This window comes from Mycobacterium sp. D16Q16 (assembly GCF_002013745.1).
In the GTDB taxonomy this organism is placed as follows: domain Bacteria; phylum Actinomycetota; class Actinomycetes; order Mycobacteriales; family Mycobacteriaceae; genus Mycobacterium.
On the sequence record NZ_MAEY01000009.1, the window covers coordinates 114,110 to 132,249 of the forward strand.

Below are 18,140 nucleotides of genomic sequence, written 5' to 3' on the forward strand. Positions count from 1 at the left end.
AGAGAAGGCATACGCAATATGGCTGAAGTACTTGTGCTCGTTGAGCATTCAGAGGGTGCACTGAAGAAGGTAAGCGCCGAGCTCATCACCGCTGCTCGCGTCCTGGGTGAGCCCTCGGCCGTGGTGGCCGGTCCGGCCGGCACCGCCGCGCCGCTGATCGATGGTCTCAAGGAGGCCGGCGCCGCCAAGATCTATGTCGCCGAGTCCGACGTCGTCGACAACTACCTGGTGACCCCCAAGGTTGACCTGTTGGCGAGCCTGGCCGAGACCGCCAGCCCCGCCGGCATTCTGATCGCCGCGACCACTGAGGGTAAGGAAGTGGCCGGCCGGCTGGCCGCACGCCTGGGCTCGGGTCTGCTGACCGATGTCATCGAGGTGCGCGAGGGCGGCAAGGCCCTGCACTCGATCTTCGGTGGCGCGTTCTCCGTCGAGGCCCAGGCCAACGGCGACGCCCCGGTCATCACCGTGCGTCCGGGCGCCGTCGAGGCTGCACCGGCCGCTGGCGCGGGCGAGCAGGTCGCCGTCGAGGTGCCCGCACCCGCCGAGAACGCCACCAAGGTCACCTCGCGCCAGCCTGTGGTCGGTGGAGATCGTCCGGAGCTCACCGAGGCCAACATCGTCGTGTCCGGCGGCCGTGGTGTCGGTAGCGCCGACAAGTTCAGCGTGGTCGAGGAGCTCGCCGATTCGCTGGGCGCCGCGGTCGGTGCCTCGCGCGCCGCGGTCGACTCCGGCTACTACCCGGGCCAGTTCCAGGTGGGCCAGACCGGTAAGACCGTGTCGCCGCAGCTGTACGTCGCGCTAGGCATCTCGGGTGCCATCCAGCACCGCGCCGGGATGCAGACCTCGAAGACCATTGTCGCGGTCAACAAGGACGAGGAAGCCCCGATCTTCGAGATCGCCGACTTCGGTGTGGTGGGCGACCTGTTCAACGTCGCACCGCAGCTCACCGAGGCCGTGAAGGCTCGCAAGGGCTAATTAACCCCATGGAGCCCTGGAGCCGCCCCGCTGGCGACATCCAACCTCACGGGGCGGCTGACGGTACGCCACTGGACTATCCAGAGCCTCGACCACCGAGTCGAGCGCCCTGGGTAGTCCTTTCGGCGTTTCTGGGCACGGTGGTGCTGGGGTTGGTGATTGGCGTCGTCTCCGTCGGGTCTCAGCGCAACATCGTGGGTTTTGCGGTTATGCCTCCGGGAGAGTCTCCGATGACGCGGACGCCGGTGCCTCCCGCGCCGACGTCCGGGGTGATTCCGCCCCCCAACGGGTCCACGGGGCCACTCGGCGGCGCGACGTACGGGCCGGGTGAGAAACTCCAACCCATCTCGATGCCCTCGTACATAGCGTTCGACTTCAACCTGCCCAAGGGGTGGGGGTGTCTGCATACCGAGAACAAACCGCTGGACAAGCGCATCACGTGCATGGACGAGGCCAACGTTGGTGGCGCGGCCGGCTGGATCGGTTCCAGTCGGTGCGCCGACGGATGCGGTAAGTCGACCCAGGACAAGGTGCGCGCGAAACTACCGGTCGATGCTCAAGCCTGGAAGCCGATTGACGATGTCACGTCCTACGCCCGGATGACAGGAGCCCTCGGAAACGGCATGCGTGTGGTCCGGATCGCGATGACATGCGCCTTTGCCTCGACCTCCGGCGGATCCCGCGACACATTGGCGGTGGCCATGCTCACCGGGCCGCCCGAGACCGAGGACACCCTGCAGAAGATCGCGAACGAACTGCGGTCGCGAGTTCCGGCTTAGAGTCCGTTGCGCAGCTGCCTGCGTGAGGTGATGCCGCGCTTGGCGAAGACCTTCCGCAGATGCCATTCCACGGTGTGCGAGCTGATGAACAGCTGGGCGGCGATCTCCTGATTGGTCAGACCCTGACCGGCCATCCGGGCGATCTGTGCCTCCTGAGCCGTCAGTGTTTGGGCTGAAGCGGAAGAGGAACCGGCGGAACGTTTCCGCACTTTCGCGCCCGTCGCGAGAAGCTCGCGCTGCGCCCTCCCGGCAAAAGCCTCGGCGCCCATACTCACGAAACTCTCGTGCGCCACCGTGAGTGCCGCGCGGGCATCGGCTCGCCGCTGGCAGCGGCGTAGCCATTCTCCGTAAATGAGATGTGCCCGGGCCAGGTGGACGGAAATCCTTGTGCTGGATAGCCGTTCGATGGCCTCGCGGTAGCGGGCCTCCGCGTCATCGTCGGCGGCGAGCAGTGCCCGGGAACGTGCCACCATGCCCACGGCCCAATCGCTCTCGCCGGCCAGCGCCCGCTCTTCCAATTGATCGAGCGCCTTCGTGGCGGTGTCCTGCTCGCCGCAGCGCGCGGCCGCCTCGATCAGCTCGATGAGGCACCAGCTGTACAACCCGAGATCCTCATGCTCACAAGCCCTTCGCGCCGCGTGAAACGCGAGCTCGTAGCGGCCGAGGCCGTTGTTGAGTACGCCTGCCGCGTAACCCATCGCACCGAGCAGCCTGCCCTCGCCCCTGGCCGCGCCATCGCGCATGGCGGCATCGATCAGTGGCATCGCCTCGGGTTCCGTACCCCGCCAGGCCGCCAAGATCAACGAGTGATACCTGATCGGTGCGTGGCCTGTCGCCGCGGAGATGGCGTCGGCCTCCTGAACAAGCTCTGCGGCCGCGTCGAGCTCGCCGGCATGCACGTGCACTCCGGCGCGGTAGATCAGTGCCGACGGGAGAACCGACAACGCACCGACATCACGGGCGATTTGCACCGCACGGGTTGCCAGGTGATGCCACATCTGGTCGTCCCACACCTCATGTGTGGCAGATTCGAGGGCAATGGGGAACGCCTGCCACATCCAGCTCGTATTGCCCGGACGGTCGGCTTCACGGCTGATCAGAGAAAGGGCATCCCGCAGTGTCTGGGCGCTTGCCGCCGCGCCATGGGTAATCCGCATCGCCAGGCCATCGAGCAGAAGATCGGACGGCCGTGGGGGCCGCGACCCGGCCGGCGCCAGCCGCGCGGGTTCAGCCACCTCCACCGCGCCACCGCGCGGACAGAGCCTGCCGCCGTACATGGCCGCCCCCACCGCGTCCAAGTAGGTCTCCCGGGCCAGGTCGTCGTCCAGATTCTCCAAGTCCTTGGCGGCATCCAGTAGGCCGATCGCGGCGTCGGACACCGCCGTGGAGCCGTCCGTGCCCACTCGGCTTTCCGCGAAGGTGATCTTCGCGCGCAGCCGCGCCGCTCGTGCCCGCGCCAGCGGATCCAGCGGAGCCATGTCCGCGATGGCAAGCAGCTCGCGGGCGGCGTCGTAGGCTGCCGCATCGTGTTTTGACTGGGCCGCAGCCAGCGCCCGCAACCCGCGCAGTGCCGGATCTGAGGTGAGCTCGGTGGCCCGTTGCAAGAAGGCGGCAGCCGCCAGGATACCGCCCCTGGCCTGGGCGCGGTCGGCTGACTGCTCAAGTTCGGCGGCGGTTGTCTCATCGGTGCCCGCCGCGGCGTGCGCACGATGCCACGCTCGGCGATCCGGATCGGTGAGCGGATCTGTGGCCTCCGCCAGCGCACCATGAATTCTTCTGCGTGCCAACGGTTGTGCGCTTCTGTAGATCGCGGACCGCACCAATGGATGGCGAAAGCGGACCCGGGTGCCCAACTCGATCAGATCGGCGCCCTCGGCGGGTGCCAGCGCATCCATCGAGATTCCGAGCCGTTCGGATGCGCGTGCCAGGAGCGCCGCATCGCCCAGCGGATCGGTCGCGGCGGTGAGGAGCAACGTCTGTGTCTCGGCAGGCAGCTGCTGGACCCGTCGCAGGAACGCTTGCTCGATATGTCCGGCCAGGCGCCCGCCGTCGGGCCACCCGAAACCCCCCGCGAGTTCCTCGGCGGTCAGGTCCCGGGGAAGTTCCAACAGGGCCAGCGGATTGCCCTGCGTCTCGGCCACGATGCGATCGCGCACCCGATCGTCGAGCAGCCCCGGAATCGCGGAGCTCAGGAGCGCACCGGCGTCGGCCGCCCGCAGGCCGCCCACGGTGAGCTGAGGCAGCCCGGTGAGCTCCTCCTCGGCACCTCCGCGCACCCCGAAGAGCATCGCCACCGGCTCACTTGCCAATCGCCGGGTGACGAAGGCGAGTGTCTGCAACGAGACTCGGTCGAGCCATTGGGCGTCATCGACCACACACAGCATGGGCTGATGCTCGGCCGCCGCGGCCAGCAGGCTCAGCACGGCCAGCCCGATCAGAAATCGGTCGGGCGCCGGTCCGCTGCTCATCCCGAATGCGATATCGAGCGCCTCGCGTTGTGGGTTGGGCAGCGCGTCAAGGTGGCTCGACAGCGGCCCGCAGAAATGTTGTAAACCGGCGAACGCAAGTTCCATCTCGGATTCAACGCCCGCGGTGCGAATGACGCGGAATCCCTGCGCTTGTTCGATGGCATACCCAAGGAGCGCGGTCTTGCCGATTCCGGCTTCACCCCGTAGGACGAGCACCTGACTGGGGCCCGACCGTGCGGCCGCGATGAGGCGCCCGAGTGCCGCGCACTCGGGCGCTCGACCGCGCAAACGCGATCCTGGGTAACTGTTGACCACGTGCTCCGCCGAATCTGATGAATATGCTGGAAGTTTACCGAGCTGCCGATTCCGCCCAACGACTACGTACTTTCCAGGGTTCGAATCCGGCGCCGAGCTGCGAACGTTGCATGCGAGACGAGAAAGGTAATCGCACAATGAAAATCACAGTTGTTGGTGCCACCGGCCAAATCGGTTCCCGGGTGGTCTCTTTGCTCACCGCCGACGGCCATGATGTGGTGGCGGCATCGTTGTCCTCTGGCGCGAATGTGTTGACCGGGGACGGGTTGGTGAACGCACTCACCGGATCGAATGTGGTTATCGACGTTGTCAATTCTCCGTCGTTCGAGGACGGCCCGGTGATGGATTTCTTCACCGCCGCGGCGCGCAATCTCGTTGACGCGGCGAACCAGACCGGCGTCGGTCACTACGTCGCGCTCTCCATCGTCGGCGCCGATGGTCTGCCGGACAGCGGATACATGAGGGCGAAAGTGGCGCAGGAGAACATCATTACCGAATCCGGATTGCCGTACACGATCGTACGAGCCACCCAATTCCAGGAATTCGCCGAGGCCATCACCGACACCCTCGTTGTCGGAGACGAGGTCCGCGTACCCGATGCCAGGATTCAGCTGATCTCCGTGGACGACGTGTCCGCGCAGGTGGCTCACGCCGCGGAGGCCAAGCCGCGCAACGGCGTCATCAACATCGGTGGGCCAGAGAAGTTTTCGTTCGCCCAGATGGCACAGGCCGTGCTCGACGCGCGCGGTGACGACAAGCCGGTGGTGGTCGACTCCACCGCTACCTACTTCGGGACACCCGTGGACGACTTCAGCCTGGTTACCGGTGATGACGGCGTGCTGGCGGAAACGCGATTCGCCGATTGGATGGCCCCCCGATGATGGCGAACGACGATCTGATGAGTGCGCTCACGGTGCTGCAGACCGTGACGCCTCCGGTGATCCCGTCCGACGCCCATGTGATGACGGTGGAGATCGAGTGGCCTGCCGGTAGTCCCGGCACGCCACCGCATCGCCATCCGGGCGGCCCGGCGTTCGGGTATGTGGTCGAGGGAGAGATGCTCTTCGAACTCGAAGGCCAGGCGCCACGCGTGGTCAAGGCCGGTGAAGCGTTCTGGGAGCCCGGTGGTGACGTCATCCACTACTCGGACGCCAACAACCGCGCGGACTCGGCGCTGCGCTTCGTGGTCACCATGATGTGTACACCCGGTGCGCCGATGTTGGTGCTGGTCGACGAGGAGGAACTCCGGCAGCGTGCCGACGCGCGAGTGTCGGCGTAGCATCCGTTAGCTCCGCGTTTGCCTGGGGGATTCACTGACGCAAGCACGCATTTGGTGTACTGAACGCCGCAATTAACGGACCGTGCATGGACACGACACGCTTCCGATGCCGTTCCGCCGCATAACTCCGCGAATCTCGCAGTCATGAGTACAGCTTCAGTTCTCATCGCCGCAGATCAATCCATCTCAGACGTTGCGGGGGAGGCCGGGGAAGCTCCACTGGGTCCTCGGTACACCCTGCTGCTGTCGAACGATCCCGCCGATATCGATGCCGTGCAACGGCTTCGATACGACGTGTTCAGCAGCGAGCCGGGATTCCAGCTCGCGAGCACCCCGGCCGCGTTCGAGGGACGCGACGCCGACCGCTTCGATGAGCACTGCGATCACTTGCTGGTACGCGAGGACACCTCGGGTGATGTGGTGGGCTGCTACCGGATGCTGCCTCCGCCCGGTGCTATTGCCGCTGGCGGGCTGTACAGCGCAACGGAATTCGACATCAGTGGACTCGACTCGCTGCGTCCACAGCTGGTGGAGATGGGGCGCGCGGTGGTGCGGGGCGATCACCGCAATGGTGCGGTAGTGCTGCTGATGTGGGCCGGAATTCTGGCCTACCTGGACCGCTGCGACTACACCTACGTCACCGGATGCGTATCGGTTCCCATGCAGGACAACCCGGAACAGGCGCCCGGCAGTCAGGTGCGTGCCGTGCGCGACTTCGTCATGAAGCGGCATGCCGCGGCGCCCGAGTACACGGTGCGCCCCTACAACCCGGTCGTTGTCGACGGGATGGGGCTCGATGACATCGCCCCGCCTGCCAAGGTGCAGGTGCCCGCACTGATGCGTGGATATCTGCGGCTGGGCGCGAAGGTTCTCGGCGAACCCGCGCACGATCCCGACTTCGGCGTGGCCGACTTCATGGCACTGCTCAACAAGGACGAAGCCGATGTGCGCTACCTCAAACGGCTGAGGTCCGTGGGGGCGGCGTCGGAAATCGGCGCGGCGGCGGCCGGCCAGGAATAGCGATGGCACCCGAATTCGCTCACGCCTGGCTGCCGAAGGCAACCTGTGACGACAGCTGCATGCGGGCAACACACATCGACGAGCCAGGGCGGCTGACGCGCACCCTGCGGACCACGACACGGATCGCCATGGCGATCACGTTGTTGACCCTTGCACCGCTGCTGGGGATACCGATTCCCGGACGGGTGCGCTGGCAGCGTGGCTACTGCAGGCTGATGCTGCGATGCCTCGGCGTACGCATTTCCGTCTCCGGTGGCCCGATCCGCGATATCCGGGGTTCCCTCGTGGTGGCGGGCCATGTGTCCTGGGTCGACGTCTTCGCCATCGGGGCGGTGCTTCCGGGGTCGTTCGTCGCCCGGGCAGACCTGATCGATTGGCCCGGTCTGGGCATCATCGCCCGGATGATGCGGGTCATCCCGATCGAGCGGGGGAACCTGCGCACCCTGCCGCGGGTGGTCGACACCGTCGCGGCGCGGCTCCAGGCCGGTCAGACAGTGGTGGCGTTCCCGGAGGGCACCACCTGGTGCGGTCGTGCGTACGGGTCATTCCGCCCCGCGATGTTCCAGGCCGCGATCGACGCGCAGCGGCCGGTACAGCCGCTGCGGCTGACGTACCACCACCGGGGCGGCGAGCTGTCGACGGTTCCGGCCTACGTCGGCGAGGACACCCTGATGGCCTCTATCCGCCGGATCACCGCGACGCGGATGACCGTGGCGCATATCCAGGTGGCGGGGCTGCAATTGCCCGGAGAGAGCCGCCGTGATCTGGCCAACCGCTGTGAGGCCGCCGTTCGGGCCGGTGAACGAACCCCACAGATCCACAGCCACCCGGAGCACCCGGAACCGATCGCTGCCTGACGCGATTGGACGAGCCCACCTGGGTGGGACCTATCCTGGATGCGTTATGTCTGCTGCTCGAACCCCAGCTCGCCCGGATGGCTCATCCGCGGTGTACCTGGACCACGCCGCCACCACCCCGATGCGCCCTGCTGCCATCGAGGCGATGGCAGCCGTCATGGCACGGACCGGGAACGCCGCTTCGTTGCACGGATCCGGGCGCGATGCGCGGCGACGGGTGGAGGAATCGCGGGAGTCGATCGCCGCGGCCCTGGGCGCCCGACCGTCGGAGGTGATCTTCACCGCCGGTGGCACCGAGAGCGACAACCTCGCCATCAAGGGTATCTACTGGGCCCGCAGAGACGCGGACGTGCGGCGGACACGCGTCATCGCCAGCGCCGTCGAGCACCATGCCGTACTTGATGCGGTGCAGTGGCTCGCCGACCACGAGGGGGCCGAGGTGACGTGGCTACCGGTGGACGACGCCGGCACCGTCACTCCCGCGGCACTGCGCGCGGCTCTCGTCGACCACGACGATGTAGCGCTCATTACGGTGATGTGGGCCAACAATGAGGTCGGCACCATCAACCCCATCTGTGAATTGGCTTCCATCGCCGCTGAATTCGACATCCCCATGCATAGCGATGCCATTGGGGCGGTTGGCCAGCTCGATGTCGATTTCGCCGTCAGTGGTCTGTCGGCGGTGAGCGTGGCCGCGCACAAATTCGGCGGCCCCATGGGTGTCGGAGCACTACTACTGCGACGTGAAACAGTTTGTGTCCCATTGCTTCATGGCGGCGGCCACGAACGCGATATTCGTTCGGGCACCCCAGACACCGCCGCCATCGTGGCGATGTCGACCGCACTCGTCGAAGCCGTCGCAGAGCGGTGCGAGGGTGCGGCCACACTGAAAACATTGCGGGACGGGCTGATCGATCAGGTCTTGACCAGCATCGAGGGCTCCGTGCTCAACGGTGCGGTCGGCAGCGGCAGATTGCCCGGAAACGCGCATTTCACCTTCGCCGGGTGCGAGGGCGACTCCCTATTGATGTTGTTGGACGCCAACGGCATCGAATGCTCCACCGGGTCCGCGTGCACGGCAGGCGTCGCGCGTCCCTCGCATGTGCTCATCGAAATGGGCATTGACCCCGAGGTGGCGCGCGGATCGTTGCGCTTCACCTTCGGCCACACTTCCGTTCCCTCGGATGTGGCGCGTGCGGTCGAGGCCTTGCAGGTCGCCGTTCCGCGTGCGCGTGCTGCCGCCCTCGCCAGTGCTGGGAGCCGGTCATGAGAGTGCTTGCCGCCATGAGTGGGGGAGTGGACTCCTCGGTCGCGGCCGCGCGCATGGTGGACGCCGGACACGATGTGGTCGGTGTGCACCTGGCACTGTCCGCGGCACCCGGCACACTGCGTACGGGCTCCCGCGGGTGCTGTTCGAAAGAAGATGCCGCCGACGCCCGTCGTGTTGCCGACATGCTCGGAATCCCCTTCTATGTCTGGGATTTTGCCGATCGATTCAAGGAAGACGTCATCGACGACTTCGTCGAGGCGTACGCCGAGGGGCGCACACCTAATCCCTGCGTGAAGTGCAACGAGAAGATCAAGTTCGCGGCGCTGGCCGATCGTGCCATCGCGTTGGGCTTCGATGCGGTCGCCACCGGGCACTACGCGCGGCTGCGCGACGGCAGGTTGCGCCGCGCGGTCGACGAGGACAAGGACCAGTCCTATGTGCTGGGGGTACTGACACCGCAGCAGCTGAGTCGTGCGCTGTTCCCGATCGGCGACAGTTCCAAGCCCGATATCCGGGCCGAGGCCGAGCAGCGCGGTCTGCTCGTCGCGAATAAGCCCGACAGCCACGACATCTGCTTCATCCCTTCCGGAGACACCCAGGCGTTCCTGGGTGCACGCATCGGCGTGCGCCGCGGAAACGTCGTGGACTCCGACGGCAGCGTACTGGCCACCCATGCGGGGGTGCACGAGTTCACCATCGGTCAGCGCAAGGGGCTCGGGCTGGTCGGTCCTGCAGCGGACGGCCGTCCCCGCTACGTCACCTCGATCGACGCCGAGACCTCCACCGTTCGGGTGGGAACCGTTGAGGACCTTGAGATTTGGGAGTTCGGGGGCGAGCCCGTGGTGTGGACCTCCGGTCAGGTTCCGGATGGGCCTGTTGAGTGCCAGGTGCAGGTCCGCGCGCATGGATCGGTCGTGGACGCGGTTGTCGACCCGGCGACCGAGCGGATTCAGGTCCGGCTGCGCACCGCCCTGCGGGGTGTGGCACCTGGGCAGACGGTGGTGCTGTACCGGCCCGATGCCGAGGGCGACGAGGTGCTCGGCAGCGCCATCATCACGCGCGACTAGGTCCCCTGGACCCCCGCGGAGCGCATCGCGATGGCTACGCGCTCGGCGACGTACTGCCGTCCCGGTGCGGTCGGATGCATCGGGATTCCCTCATCGCCGGCGCCGGTACCCGTCATCGACACGTAGCGCTGAAAATCGGACGCGCACACGCTGTGGTCGCTGCTGGTCGCCGGGATGACGGGGGTGAACCCGGCCTTTGACGATTCGGTGATGATCGTGTCGTTCAGCTGACGCTGCAGACCATTGAGGAAGGTGATGGTCTCTTGGGTGTTGATCAGCCCGACCAAGCACCCCTTGGCATCCGGGGGCAGGATCGGCAGGTAGCCCACCGTGAAGACGCGTGCGTTCGGAGCGGCTTGACGTATAGCGGCGTACGCGCCCGTGAGTTTCGGGCCCACCGAGGCCACGTTGGCACTGAATTGCGCCTTCTTTTCCGGCGGGCAGCTCAACGCGAATAGGCAGTCGGTGGCGATCTGCTCAAAGCCGGCGTCGTTGCCACCGATGGATACGATCGCCACCTTGGTGGCGGGGGACAGCCCCGTGTTCTGCGGGCCGCGCGTGGAGGGCGTGTAGACGTCGGTAGAAAGTGCGCCCACGCAGGAGTAGTCGGCGAATGTCATCTGAGGGAAAGACGTGGCCACCAGGTGTGCGACATTGTCGGTCGCCTGGTTACAGGCGGTGCCGACGGGGCCGGTGATACCTGCGGCGTTTGAGCCCGCCGCCATGAACGAGTCTCCGATCGCCACCAGCTGGGCGCCCGCGAGAGGTTCGGCCGACGCGATCGAGGGGCCGGCCACTGTCGCCGCCACCACTGTGGCGATGCCGATCACCGTCGAGAGCGTCCTGAACGCGCGCATGTGTCCCTCTCCTCCCGGCTGGCCGGCAGGCGGCCCCGATCAATGGTACTGAACGGCATATCGCCGTTTGCCCACGTCGGCGTTGCGGAAGGGCTACACCTTGGCGGCCTTGCGCTCGGCACGCTTGGCCTGGCGTTCCAGGTACTTGGCTTTGACTTCCTCGAAGTCGCTGGCGGTCTTTCTGAGGTCGGTGATGAGACGGTCGAGGTCTTCGCGGTACCACTCGCCTTCGCCGGTGATGTCATCGCGCTCGAAGATGCGCCACTTGCGCAGCACCGGCAGGACAACTTCGGCGAGGTGCGACTGCGGGTCGTAGACGCCGCCGGTGGCGATGGTCACGGCGTTGCGGCGAAATCCCGGGATCGTGTAGCCGGGCATGGTGAAGTTGTCGAGAACCTTGTGGATGGACTTCACGGCCTGGTTGGGAGCGATCTGGAGACCGGCCTCGACCATGTTGCGGTAGAAGATCATGTGCAGGTTCTCGTCATTGGAGATGTGTTTGAGGAGTTCCTGGGCGATGGGTTCGGCACACGCGACGCCGGTATTGCGGTGTGAGACACGGGTGGCCAGCTCCTGGAAGGACACGTACACCACCGAGTCGAACAGGCTGTCGGCGAACATGTGATCCCCGCCCTGACGGTTCTGGCCGGGGGAGAAGCCGCGGGTCATCTGCTCCATGCGCAGCTTCTCGAGCTCCACCGGGTCGACCGCGCGGGTGACGACGAGGTAATCGCGGATCGCGATGCTGTGGCGGTTCTCCTCGGCGGTCCACCGGTTTACCCAGGTGCCCCAGGGCCCGTCCATGGTGAAGTTCATCGCGATCTCACGGTGATAGGCGGGCAGATTGTCCTCGGTGAGCAGATTCGTGATCATCGCGACCTTGGCCAGTTCGGAGAGCTTGCACTGCTCTGGATCCCAATCCTGACCGCCCAGGGCCTTGTAGTTCTTGCCCTCGGACCACGGGATGTAGTCGTGTGGGCTCCACTCTTTGAACACGCCGAGGTGGCGATGAGTGTTCTCCTCGACCACGGGTTCGAGTTCGTGGAGGAGCTCGAGGTCGGTGAATTCCTTCTGCGGCATGAATGCGGTCCTCGGGACTAGTTATCTGTGTCTAAAAGTGACACTTACATTTGACCGGGTGGCCGCACTCGCCTCTAGTGACAAAGGTCATCTATCTGGGGTGGAAAGTCCCTCGCCCGTGAGCGTTCCGATGGGCGGCCGGGAACCGGGGCCTGTACTTTCAACGCCTATGAATGGCCTCCTGGACCGGTACTTCCGGATCTCCGAGCGGCAGTCGACGTTAGGGCGGGAGGTCCGCGGCGGGGTCGTCACCTTCTTCGCGATGGCCTACATCGTGGTGCTCAACCCGCTCATCATCGGTGGCGAGCCCGGACGCGCGCATAACGCCGACGTGCTGGGCCATGTGCTGCCAGTGGGGCAGGTAGCGGCGGTCACGGCGCTGGCTGCCGGAGTGATGTCGATCCTGTTCGGATTTATCGCCAATTACCCGTTCGCGCTTGCGGCCGGGCTGGGCATCAACAGTCTGCTCGCGGTGTCGTTCGCATCGCAGATGAGCTGGCCCGAGGCCATGGGATTGGTCATCGTTGACGGCCTCGTCATTGTGGCGCTGGGCATCTCCGGTTTTCGCACCGCGGTGTTTCATGCCATTCCCGACGAGCTGAAGGCGGCGATCGCTGCGGGAATCGGCTGCTTCATCGCGTTCATCGGGTTTGTCGACGCGGGTTTCGTGCGGCGGATCCCCGACGCTGCCAACAGCACGGTGCCGGTTGGTTTAGGAATCGACAACTCGGTGGCCACCGTCCCGACCCTGATCTTCGCCGCGGGTGTGCTGCTGATGGGAATCCTGGTGGTGCGCAAGGTTCGTGGCGGACTGCTCATCGGAATCGTCGTGATGACGGGGATTTCCATGATCGCGCAGGCGTTGACCGAACGCGGCGCGCAGCCCGTCGACACCAAGGGATGGAATCTCACGGTGCCCGACTGGCCCGCCTCCGCGGGCGGCATCCCGGATCTGAGTCTGCTCGGTCAGGTCGACATGTTCGGTGCGTTCACTCGGGTGGGCGTGCTGTCGGCCACGGTCCTGGTGTTCGCGCTGGTGCTCTCGAACTTCTTCGACGCGATGGGAACCATGACCGGTTTGGGTAAGGAGGCCGGATTGACCGATGAACACGGCACCCTGCCCGGTATCGGACGGGCGCTGTCCGTAGAGGGTGTCGGTGCCGTCGTTGGTGGTGTCTCGTCCTCGTCCTCCAACACCGTGTTCGTGGAGTCCGCGTCGGGCGTCGCCGAGGGTGCACGGACCGGGCTGGCCAATGTGGTCACCGGGCTGCTGTTCCTGGCGGCGATGTTCTTCACCCCGCTGTATTCGGTTGTACCGCTGGAAGCCGCGGCACCGGCGCTGGTGGTGGTGGGTGCCATGATGATCGGCCAGCTTCGCAGCATTGACTTCACCCGGTTCGACCACGCGCTGCCCTGCTTTTTGACCGTGGTGACGATGCCCTTTACCTACTCGATCGCCAACGGCATCGGCGTTGGATTCATCAGCTGGGTGGTGCTCGCCGTCGTGTCAGCGGAGCGCGGGGCTCGACGCCGTGCCGTGCATCCGCTGCTGTATGTGGTGGCCGGATTGTTTGTCGTCTATTTCGCCAAGGGTCCGATCGAGTCGCTCATCACCTAACGTTCTGCATGTGAATGTATGGGCGAAGGGAACTGGCGTCGGCTCGTGGCCGGGTCAAGAGGCGCGTGCCGCGACCGAGATCGTGGTGGCCGAACTGCCGCTGCCCCATATCGTGGAGCTGCCTGCGCGCGGAATCGGTGCCGATCTGATCGGACGGGCCGCGGCCCTGCTGGTTGATATCGCCGTCGATGTGGTGCCCACCGGCTACCGCACCACTGCCCGGCCCGGGGCGGTGGTGCGACGGGCCCGCGGATTCCTTGACGAGGACATGGATGCGCTTGAGGAGGAGTGGGAGCGTGGCGGGCATCGGGGTAGCGATCGCGCGGTGAAGGTGCAGGGCCCCGGGCCGGTAACGCTGGCAGCACAATTGGAGCTTCCCAACGGCCACCGCGCGATCACCGATCCCGGTGCGGTGCGGGACCTGGCGGCTTCTCTGGCAGAGGGGTTGGCGCTGCACCAAGCCACGCTGTCCCGACGGCTCGGTGTTCCCGTGGTGGTGCAGCTCGATGAACCGTCCCTGTCCGCCGCGCTGGAGGGCAGGCTGTCCGGAACCAGCATGTTCTCGCCGGTACATCCGGTCGACGTACCGACAGCGATTTCGCTGTTGGACCAGTGCGCCGCCGCGGTCGGCGGTGAACTAGTGGTGCACTGCTGCGCCACAGATCCTCCCTGGGAGCTGTTGCGCGGGACCAATATTCGCGGGATCGCGGTGGATGCCGCATACCTGACGGATGCGCAGGCGCTCGACGGACTGGCCTCGGTGCTGGACACCGGGAAGGTCGCGCTGCTCGGCGTGATTCCCGGCTCGCCACCGCCGGTGCCGATATCGTCCGACGTGCTCGCAACGCGTACCGCGGCGCTCGCGGACAAACTGGGCTTCGGACGTGCCGTGCTGCGCGATCGGATCGGCATCAGCGCCGGATGTGGTCTGGCCGGCGCAGACCTTCCATGGGCACGTACCGCAACCGAATTGACCCGCAAGGTCAGCGATCTGATCGCTGCCGACCCGGATGCGCTGTGATGGACGTCTATCAGGCCATTGCCACCCGCCGGGACGTGCGTGCCGAGTTCACCGGACAGGTTGTCGACGACGCGACGTTGATGAAGCTGCTTCAGGCCGCGCATCGCGCGCCCAGCGTCGGGAACAGCCAGCCGTGGGATTTCGTGGTGATGCGCGAATCGCAGACGCTGGAGAAGTTCGCAGCGCACGTGACGGAGCAGCGCCAGAGATTCGCCGACAGCCTTCCGGAGGAACGGCGAACCACCTTTGACCCCATCAAGATTGAAGGCATCTGTGAAAGCGGCACCGGCGTGGTGGTCACCTACGACCACGGCCGTGGTGGCCCGCACGTTCTGGGCAGGCACACCATCGCCGACGCGGGCCTGTTCTCGGCCGTGCTCGCCATCCAGAACCTCTGGCTCGCCGCGGTCACCGAAGGGATCGGCGTCGGCTGGGTGTCCTTCTACGAGGAACAGTTCCTGGCCGAGTTAATAGACGCACCAACGCATATCAGGCCGATCGCCTGGTTGTGTGTTGGGCCGGTGCATGAGTTCGCCGAGCGCCCCGACTTGGAGCGCTTCGGCTGGCGCAGCGGGCGCCCCCTGGAGGATGCCGTGCACTGGGGCCGCTACCGGGAGATTTAGCGTCCCTTGAAGTCGGGATCACGCTTCTCGAAGACCGCGCCGATGGCTTCCTGCAGGTCCTCCGACGGCAGGAACGCGGCATTCCACGTCGAGACGTACTTGAGGCCGTCGGCGACGACACTCTCGCGCTCGCGGCCCAGCACGTCCTTGACGCCCTGCACCACCAGGGGCGGATTGGCGGCGATTTCGGCGGCGGTCGCGTGGGCGGCGGCCAGCGTTGCCTCCGCAGTGTCGAACACGTCATTGACGAGTCCGATCTTCTCGGCCCGCGCGGCGTCGATGTCCTTGCCGGTGAACGCCAGTTCACGCAGGTGACCGTCGCCGATGATCGGTGGAAGACGGTGCAGTGAGCCAATATCGGCCACAATCGCGACCTTGGCCTCGCGCACACTGAACTTCGCGTCGGCACTCGCGTACCGGATGTCGGTGGCTGCGATGAGGTCGACGCCACCGCCGATGCACCAGCCCTGCACCGCGGCGATCACCGGCTTGCGGCAGTCGGCGACGGCGGTCACCGAGGCCTGCAGGCGGCGTATCTCGTCGAGGAAGTCGGTGCGCGGTTTCGCCAATGCCTTCTCGGCCATCAACGGCATGAAGGTGCCTGCCATCGCGGGCAGGTCCAATCCGTAGCTGAAATTGGTGCCGTCGGCGGCGAGAACAATCGCCCGTACCTCCGGGTCCGCGTCCAGTTCGGTGAAGATCAGCGGCAGTTCCCGCCAGAAATCGGGTCCCATCGCATTGCCCTTGCCAGGCCCGATGAGGGTGACTTGGGCGATGTGCCCGGTGGTCTCAACGGTGAAGGCTTTCCAGTCGCTCGCCGATGAGCCGCTTGTGCGAAGAGAATCAGACATGGGCGTGAGCCTACGGGCTCAGCCGGGCAGTAGACCCTTGCGGTCCTCGCGGAGTTGCTTGACCACCGACGGCCAGGACATCGCCCACGACTGCACGTCATCGCCGGACTGGCTGGTCATGAAACCGCGAATGATGCCGACGAGCACGGTGCGGTCGCCGACATGGGTGTACACCGGGCCTCCAGAATCGCCTTTGGCGATCACCGGGCCGTTAAACCTGAACCAGCCGTTGCCAAGTCGGGTCACCGATCCGCACGCATCGCCCGTGGTGAAGCCGGTGCGGCAGACAGGCATTCCCACGTCGGGAGTGACCGTGTCATCGCGTTCGAGCCGTTGACCATTGGCCATGACGTCGTTGACGGGCAATCCGTCATCGATCGAGATGGCCTCGTAGTCGATGGTGTACTCGTCCTCGTACACCGGGCCCTCGGGCGGGCGGTTGTCGTGCGCCAGGATCTTGTGTCCCACCGCCGCGAAGTCTCCATTGCGAACGATGCCGTCACCGTTGAAGCAATGCCCAGCCGTGATGCCCACGCGAAGCGCCGGATCGACATAGCCGAGCGTGCAGCTCAGCGAGCCCTGATAGATGAGCATGCCGGGGTACACCAGCGGCGGGTCCGCATGTGCAGGTGCGGGGTTCGCGGCGGGAAGCGCGCACAGCACAGCGACGATGGTCGTTATCCACAAGAACGGGCGCATGACGGCTAGGGGACAACCATTCTCGCGGGACCAGACGGGCGGTCATCGGAGGGCGCCGGAGGCAGGACCATCGGCGGCGCCTGCGGATTGATGGCCACGGGGCTCGCGGCCTCGGGGCGACGCGCGGCCGCCGCGATGTCGTCTCGGATCTGCTGTTGCACCGTCGGCCAGGACAGCGCCACGGTGGACTCCCGGCGGGTCTGATTGGCCGTGAATCGCGCGCTCACGATGCCGACGATGGCGGCATTGCCGGGCGAGGTCACGGTGTACACGGCGCTACCGGAGTCGCCGTGGTCGGCGGGCAGGCCGTCCACGAGGAACCAGCCGTTGCCGAATCCGGCGATGGCGCCGCACGCCTCACCCGTGGTGATCCCGATTCGGCACACCGCCAGACCGTCCCGGGGAACGACGGCGGGGTCGACTCCGAGTCGTAGTCCGTTGGGCAGCACGTTGTTGATCGGCACGCCCTCGTCGAAGGCGATGCCCTCGTAGTCGATTCGGTAGTCGTCGCGGGCCAGCGGCCCTTCGGGCTTGATATTGGACTGGGCCACCGCGAGCTGTCCGATACGCACGCCGTCGTTGGTGAACACCGGCCCGTTCCCGCCACAGTGACCTGCGGTGACGCCGACGCGCGCGGTGGGATCAACGAACCCGAGGGTGCAACTCAGCGATTCCTTACCGGGTGGGCGTTGGATGATCTCCATACCCGGGTAAATCAGCGGATCCGCATGTGCCGCAGCCGGGTTCGCGAGACCAAGACCGCTCAGCACGGCCAGGGCCGCCACCCAGACTGTCCACCGTCCCCACGGGTCGGTCCGTCGACCGTTCTCGCCGACACTGGTCACGCGATAGCTCTCTGTCTGCCACGTTCACCGTCAACAAAGCCCGACCAGTGTGAGGAGAGCACGCGGCACGACTCTCCGTGTCGCTACGAGCCTATGCGAATTGGGTGTCTTGTGGTGCAGGAAGTGCCGTCGGGGTTGGTGAATCCCCAGGTGGCGGGGGAGCGGTGGGTGGTTTTTCGAGGTCTTCCCGCAGTTGATTGAGGACGGTTGACCAGGAAATCGCGGTGGTTTGCACCACGCCGGTGTCCACGCTGCGCGTGGTTCCGCGGGCGATGCCGACGATGGACCCGTGCCCGGGTGAGGTGATCGAGTACACCGGGCTGCCCGAGTCGCCATGGTCGGCGGGTAGTCCGTCGATTTCGAACCAGCCGTTGTTGACCGTGGTGACGGTGCCGCAGGCCTCACCGGTAGTGACGCCATTCCGGCAGACCGGCAGCCCGGTGTGCGGCTGGATCCCGCTGCCGCGCTCAAGCCGAATCCCGTTGGGCAGTACGTCGTTGATCGCGACGTCATCGC

Annotated in this window: 18 protein-coding genes; 11 read left to right on the forward strand and 7 right to left on the reverse strand. The window is 66.0% G+C overall.

Features of this window, described 5'->3' with window-relative positions; genetic code table 11:
• Positions 1-18: 18 nt before the first annotated feature.
• Both B4394_RS10955 and B4394_RS10960 read left to right on the forward strand, forming a co-directional pair.
• Complete coding sequence (locus B4394_RS10955) at positions 19-975, forward strand: electron transfer flavoprotein subunit alpha/FixB family protein (RefSeq protein WP_078287425.1); 957 nt, start codon at positions 19-21, stop codon at positions 973-975.
• A gap of 230 nt (positions 976-1,205) precedes the next feature.
• Entirely contained in the window at positions 1,206-1,754 is a 549-nt protein-coding gene (locus tag B4394_RS10960) for a hypothetical protein (RefSeq protein ID WP_139360111.1), read from the forward strand.
• On the opposite strand, the gene B4394_RS10965 is transcribed toward B4394_RS10960, so the two are convergent.
• Positions 1,751-4,468: an ATP-binding protein gene (locus B4394_RS10965; protein WP_286142034.1), complete on the reverse strand. Its 2,718-nt coding sequence runs from the start codon at positions 4,466-4,468 to the stop codon at positions 1,751-1,753. The two genes, B4394_RS10960 and B4394_RS10965, sit on opposite strands and share 4 nt — an antisense overlap.
• 206 nt (positions 4,469-4,674) lie before the next feature.
• Here B4394_RS10965 and B4394_RS10970 point away from each other — a divergent pair, with 206 nt between their 5' ends.
• The 6 genes from B4394_RS10970 (at position 4,675) to mnmA (ending at position 10,030) form a co-directional block, all read left to right on the forward strand.
• Positions 4,675-5,418, forward strand: coding sequence for an SDR family oxidoreductase (locus B4394_RS10970; RefSeq protein ID WP_078315029.1), 744 nt, complete (start codon positions 4,675-4,677; stop codon positions 5,416-5,418).
• 17 nt (positions 5,419-5,435) lie between these two features.
• On the forward strand, positions 5,436-5,816 hold the full coding sequence (locus tag B4394_RS10975) for a cupin domain-containing protein (protein ID WP_286142030.1): 381 nt from the start codon (positions 5,436-5,438) through the stop codon (positions 5,814-5,816).
• Between the two features lie 144 nt (positions 5,817-5,960).
• Positions 5,961-6,836: a GNAT family N-acetyltransferase gene (locus B4394_RS10980; protein WP_078308884.1), complete on the forward strand. Its 876-nt coding sequence runs from the start codon at positions 5,961-5,963 to the stop codon at positions 6,834-6,836.
• Between the two features lie 2 nt (positions 6,837-6,838).
• The gene (locus tag B4394_RS10985; RefSeq protein WP_078315030.1) at positions 6,839-7,693 is read left to right on the forward strand and encodes a lysophospholipid acyltransferase family protein; all 855 of its coding nucleotides are present in this window, start codon (positions 6,839-6,841) and stop codon (positions 7,691-7,693) included.
• 46 nt (positions 7,694-7,739) lie between these two features.
• Positions 7,740-8,963, forward strand: a complete 1,224-nt coding sequence (locus B4394_RS10990) for a cysteine desulfurase family protein (protein WP_078315031.1) — start codon at positions 7,740-7,742, stop codon at positions 8,961-8,963.
• Positions 8,960-10,030: a tRNA 2-thiouridine(34) synthase MnmA gene (mnmA, locus tag B4394_RS10995; protein WP_078308887.1), complete on the forward strand. Its 1,071-nt coding sequence runs from the start codon at positions 8,960-8,962 to the stop codon at positions 10,028-10,030. Before B4394_RS10990 ends, mnmA begins: the two co-directional genes overlap by 4 nt.
• Here mnmA and B4394_RS11000 read toward each other — a convergent pair.
• Together B4394_RS11000 and B4394_RS11005 are read right to left on the reverse strand one after the other, a co-directional pair.
• Positions 10,027-10,887: an SGNH/GDSL hydrolase family protein gene (locus tag B4394_RS11000; protein WP_078315032.1), complete on the reverse strand. Its 861-nt coding sequence runs from the start codon at positions 10,885-10,887 to the stop codon at positions 10,027-10,029. The genes mnmA and B4394_RS11000 overlap by 4 nt on opposite strands.
• Before the next feature lie 93 nt (positions 10,888-10,980).
• Complete coding sequence (locus B4394_RS11005; RefSeq protein WP_078315033.1) at positions 10,981-11,967, reverse strand: acyl-ACP desaturase; 987 nt, start codon at positions 11,965-11,967, stop codon at positions 10,981-10,983.
• A 169-nt stretch (positions 11,968-12,136) separates the two neighbouring features.
• On the opposite strand from B4394_RS11005, the gene B4394_RS11010 reads away from it, so the two are divergent.
• Genes B4394_RS11010 through bluB form a run of 3 tightly spaced genes read left to right on the forward strand, consistent with a single transcriptional unit; the run spans position 12,137 to position 15,229 of the window.
• Positions 12,137-13,585 carry an NCS2 family permease gene (locus tag B4394_RS11010; protein ID WP_078315034.1) on the forward strand — a complete coding sequence of 483 codons (1,449 nt, stop codon included), beginning with the start codon at positions 12,137-12,139 and terminating at the stop codon, positions 13,583-13,585.
• Positions 13,586-13,595: 10 nt separating this feature from the next.
• Complete coding sequence (locus tag B4394_RS11015; protein ID WP_286142031.1) at positions 13,596-14,606, forward strand: uroporphyrinogen decarboxylase/cobalamine-independent methonine synthase family protein; 1,011 nt, start codon at positions 13,596-13,598, stop codon at positions 14,604-14,606.
• Positions 14,606-15,229, forward strand: coding sequence for a 5,6-dimethylbenzimidazole synthase (gene bluB, locus B4394_RS11020; RefSeq protein ID WP_078308892.1), 624 nt, complete (start codon positions 14,606-14,608; stop codon positions 15,227-15,229). Before B4394_RS11015 ends, bluB begins: the two co-directional genes overlap by 1 nt.
• Here bluB and B4394_RS11025 read toward each other — a convergent pair.
• The 4 genes from B4394_RS11025 to B4394_RS11040 all read right to left on the reverse strand — a co-directional run.
• A complete protein-coding gene (locus tag B4394_RS11025; protein WP_078308893.1) occupies positions 15,226-16,080 on the reverse strand; it encodes a crotonase/enoyl-CoA hydratase family protein in 855 nt (284 codons plus the stop codon). The two genes, bluB and B4394_RS11025, sit on opposite strands and share 4 nt — an antisense overlap.
• A gap of 18 nt (positions 16,081-16,098) precedes the next feature.
• The gene (locus B4394_RS11030; protein WP_078308894.1) at positions 16,099-16,779 is read right to left on the reverse strand and encodes an Rv1815 family serine proteinase; all 681 of its coding nucleotides are present in this window, start codon (positions 16,777-16,779) and stop codon (positions 16,099-16,101) included.
• Between the two features lie 5 nt (positions 16,780-16,784).
• The gene (locus B4394_RS11035) at positions 16,785-17,624 is read right to left on the reverse strand and encodes an Rv1815 family serine proteinase (RefSeq protein ID WP_078308895.1); all 840 of its coding nucleotides are present in this window, start codon (positions 17,622-17,624) and stop codon (positions 16,785-16,787) included.
• Positions 17,625-17,715: 91 nt separating this feature from the next.
• Positions 17,716-18,140: chymotrypsin family serine protease (locus B4394_RS11040; protein ID WP_078315036.1), on the reverse strand; the 425-nt coding region annotated here is incomplete at its 5' end.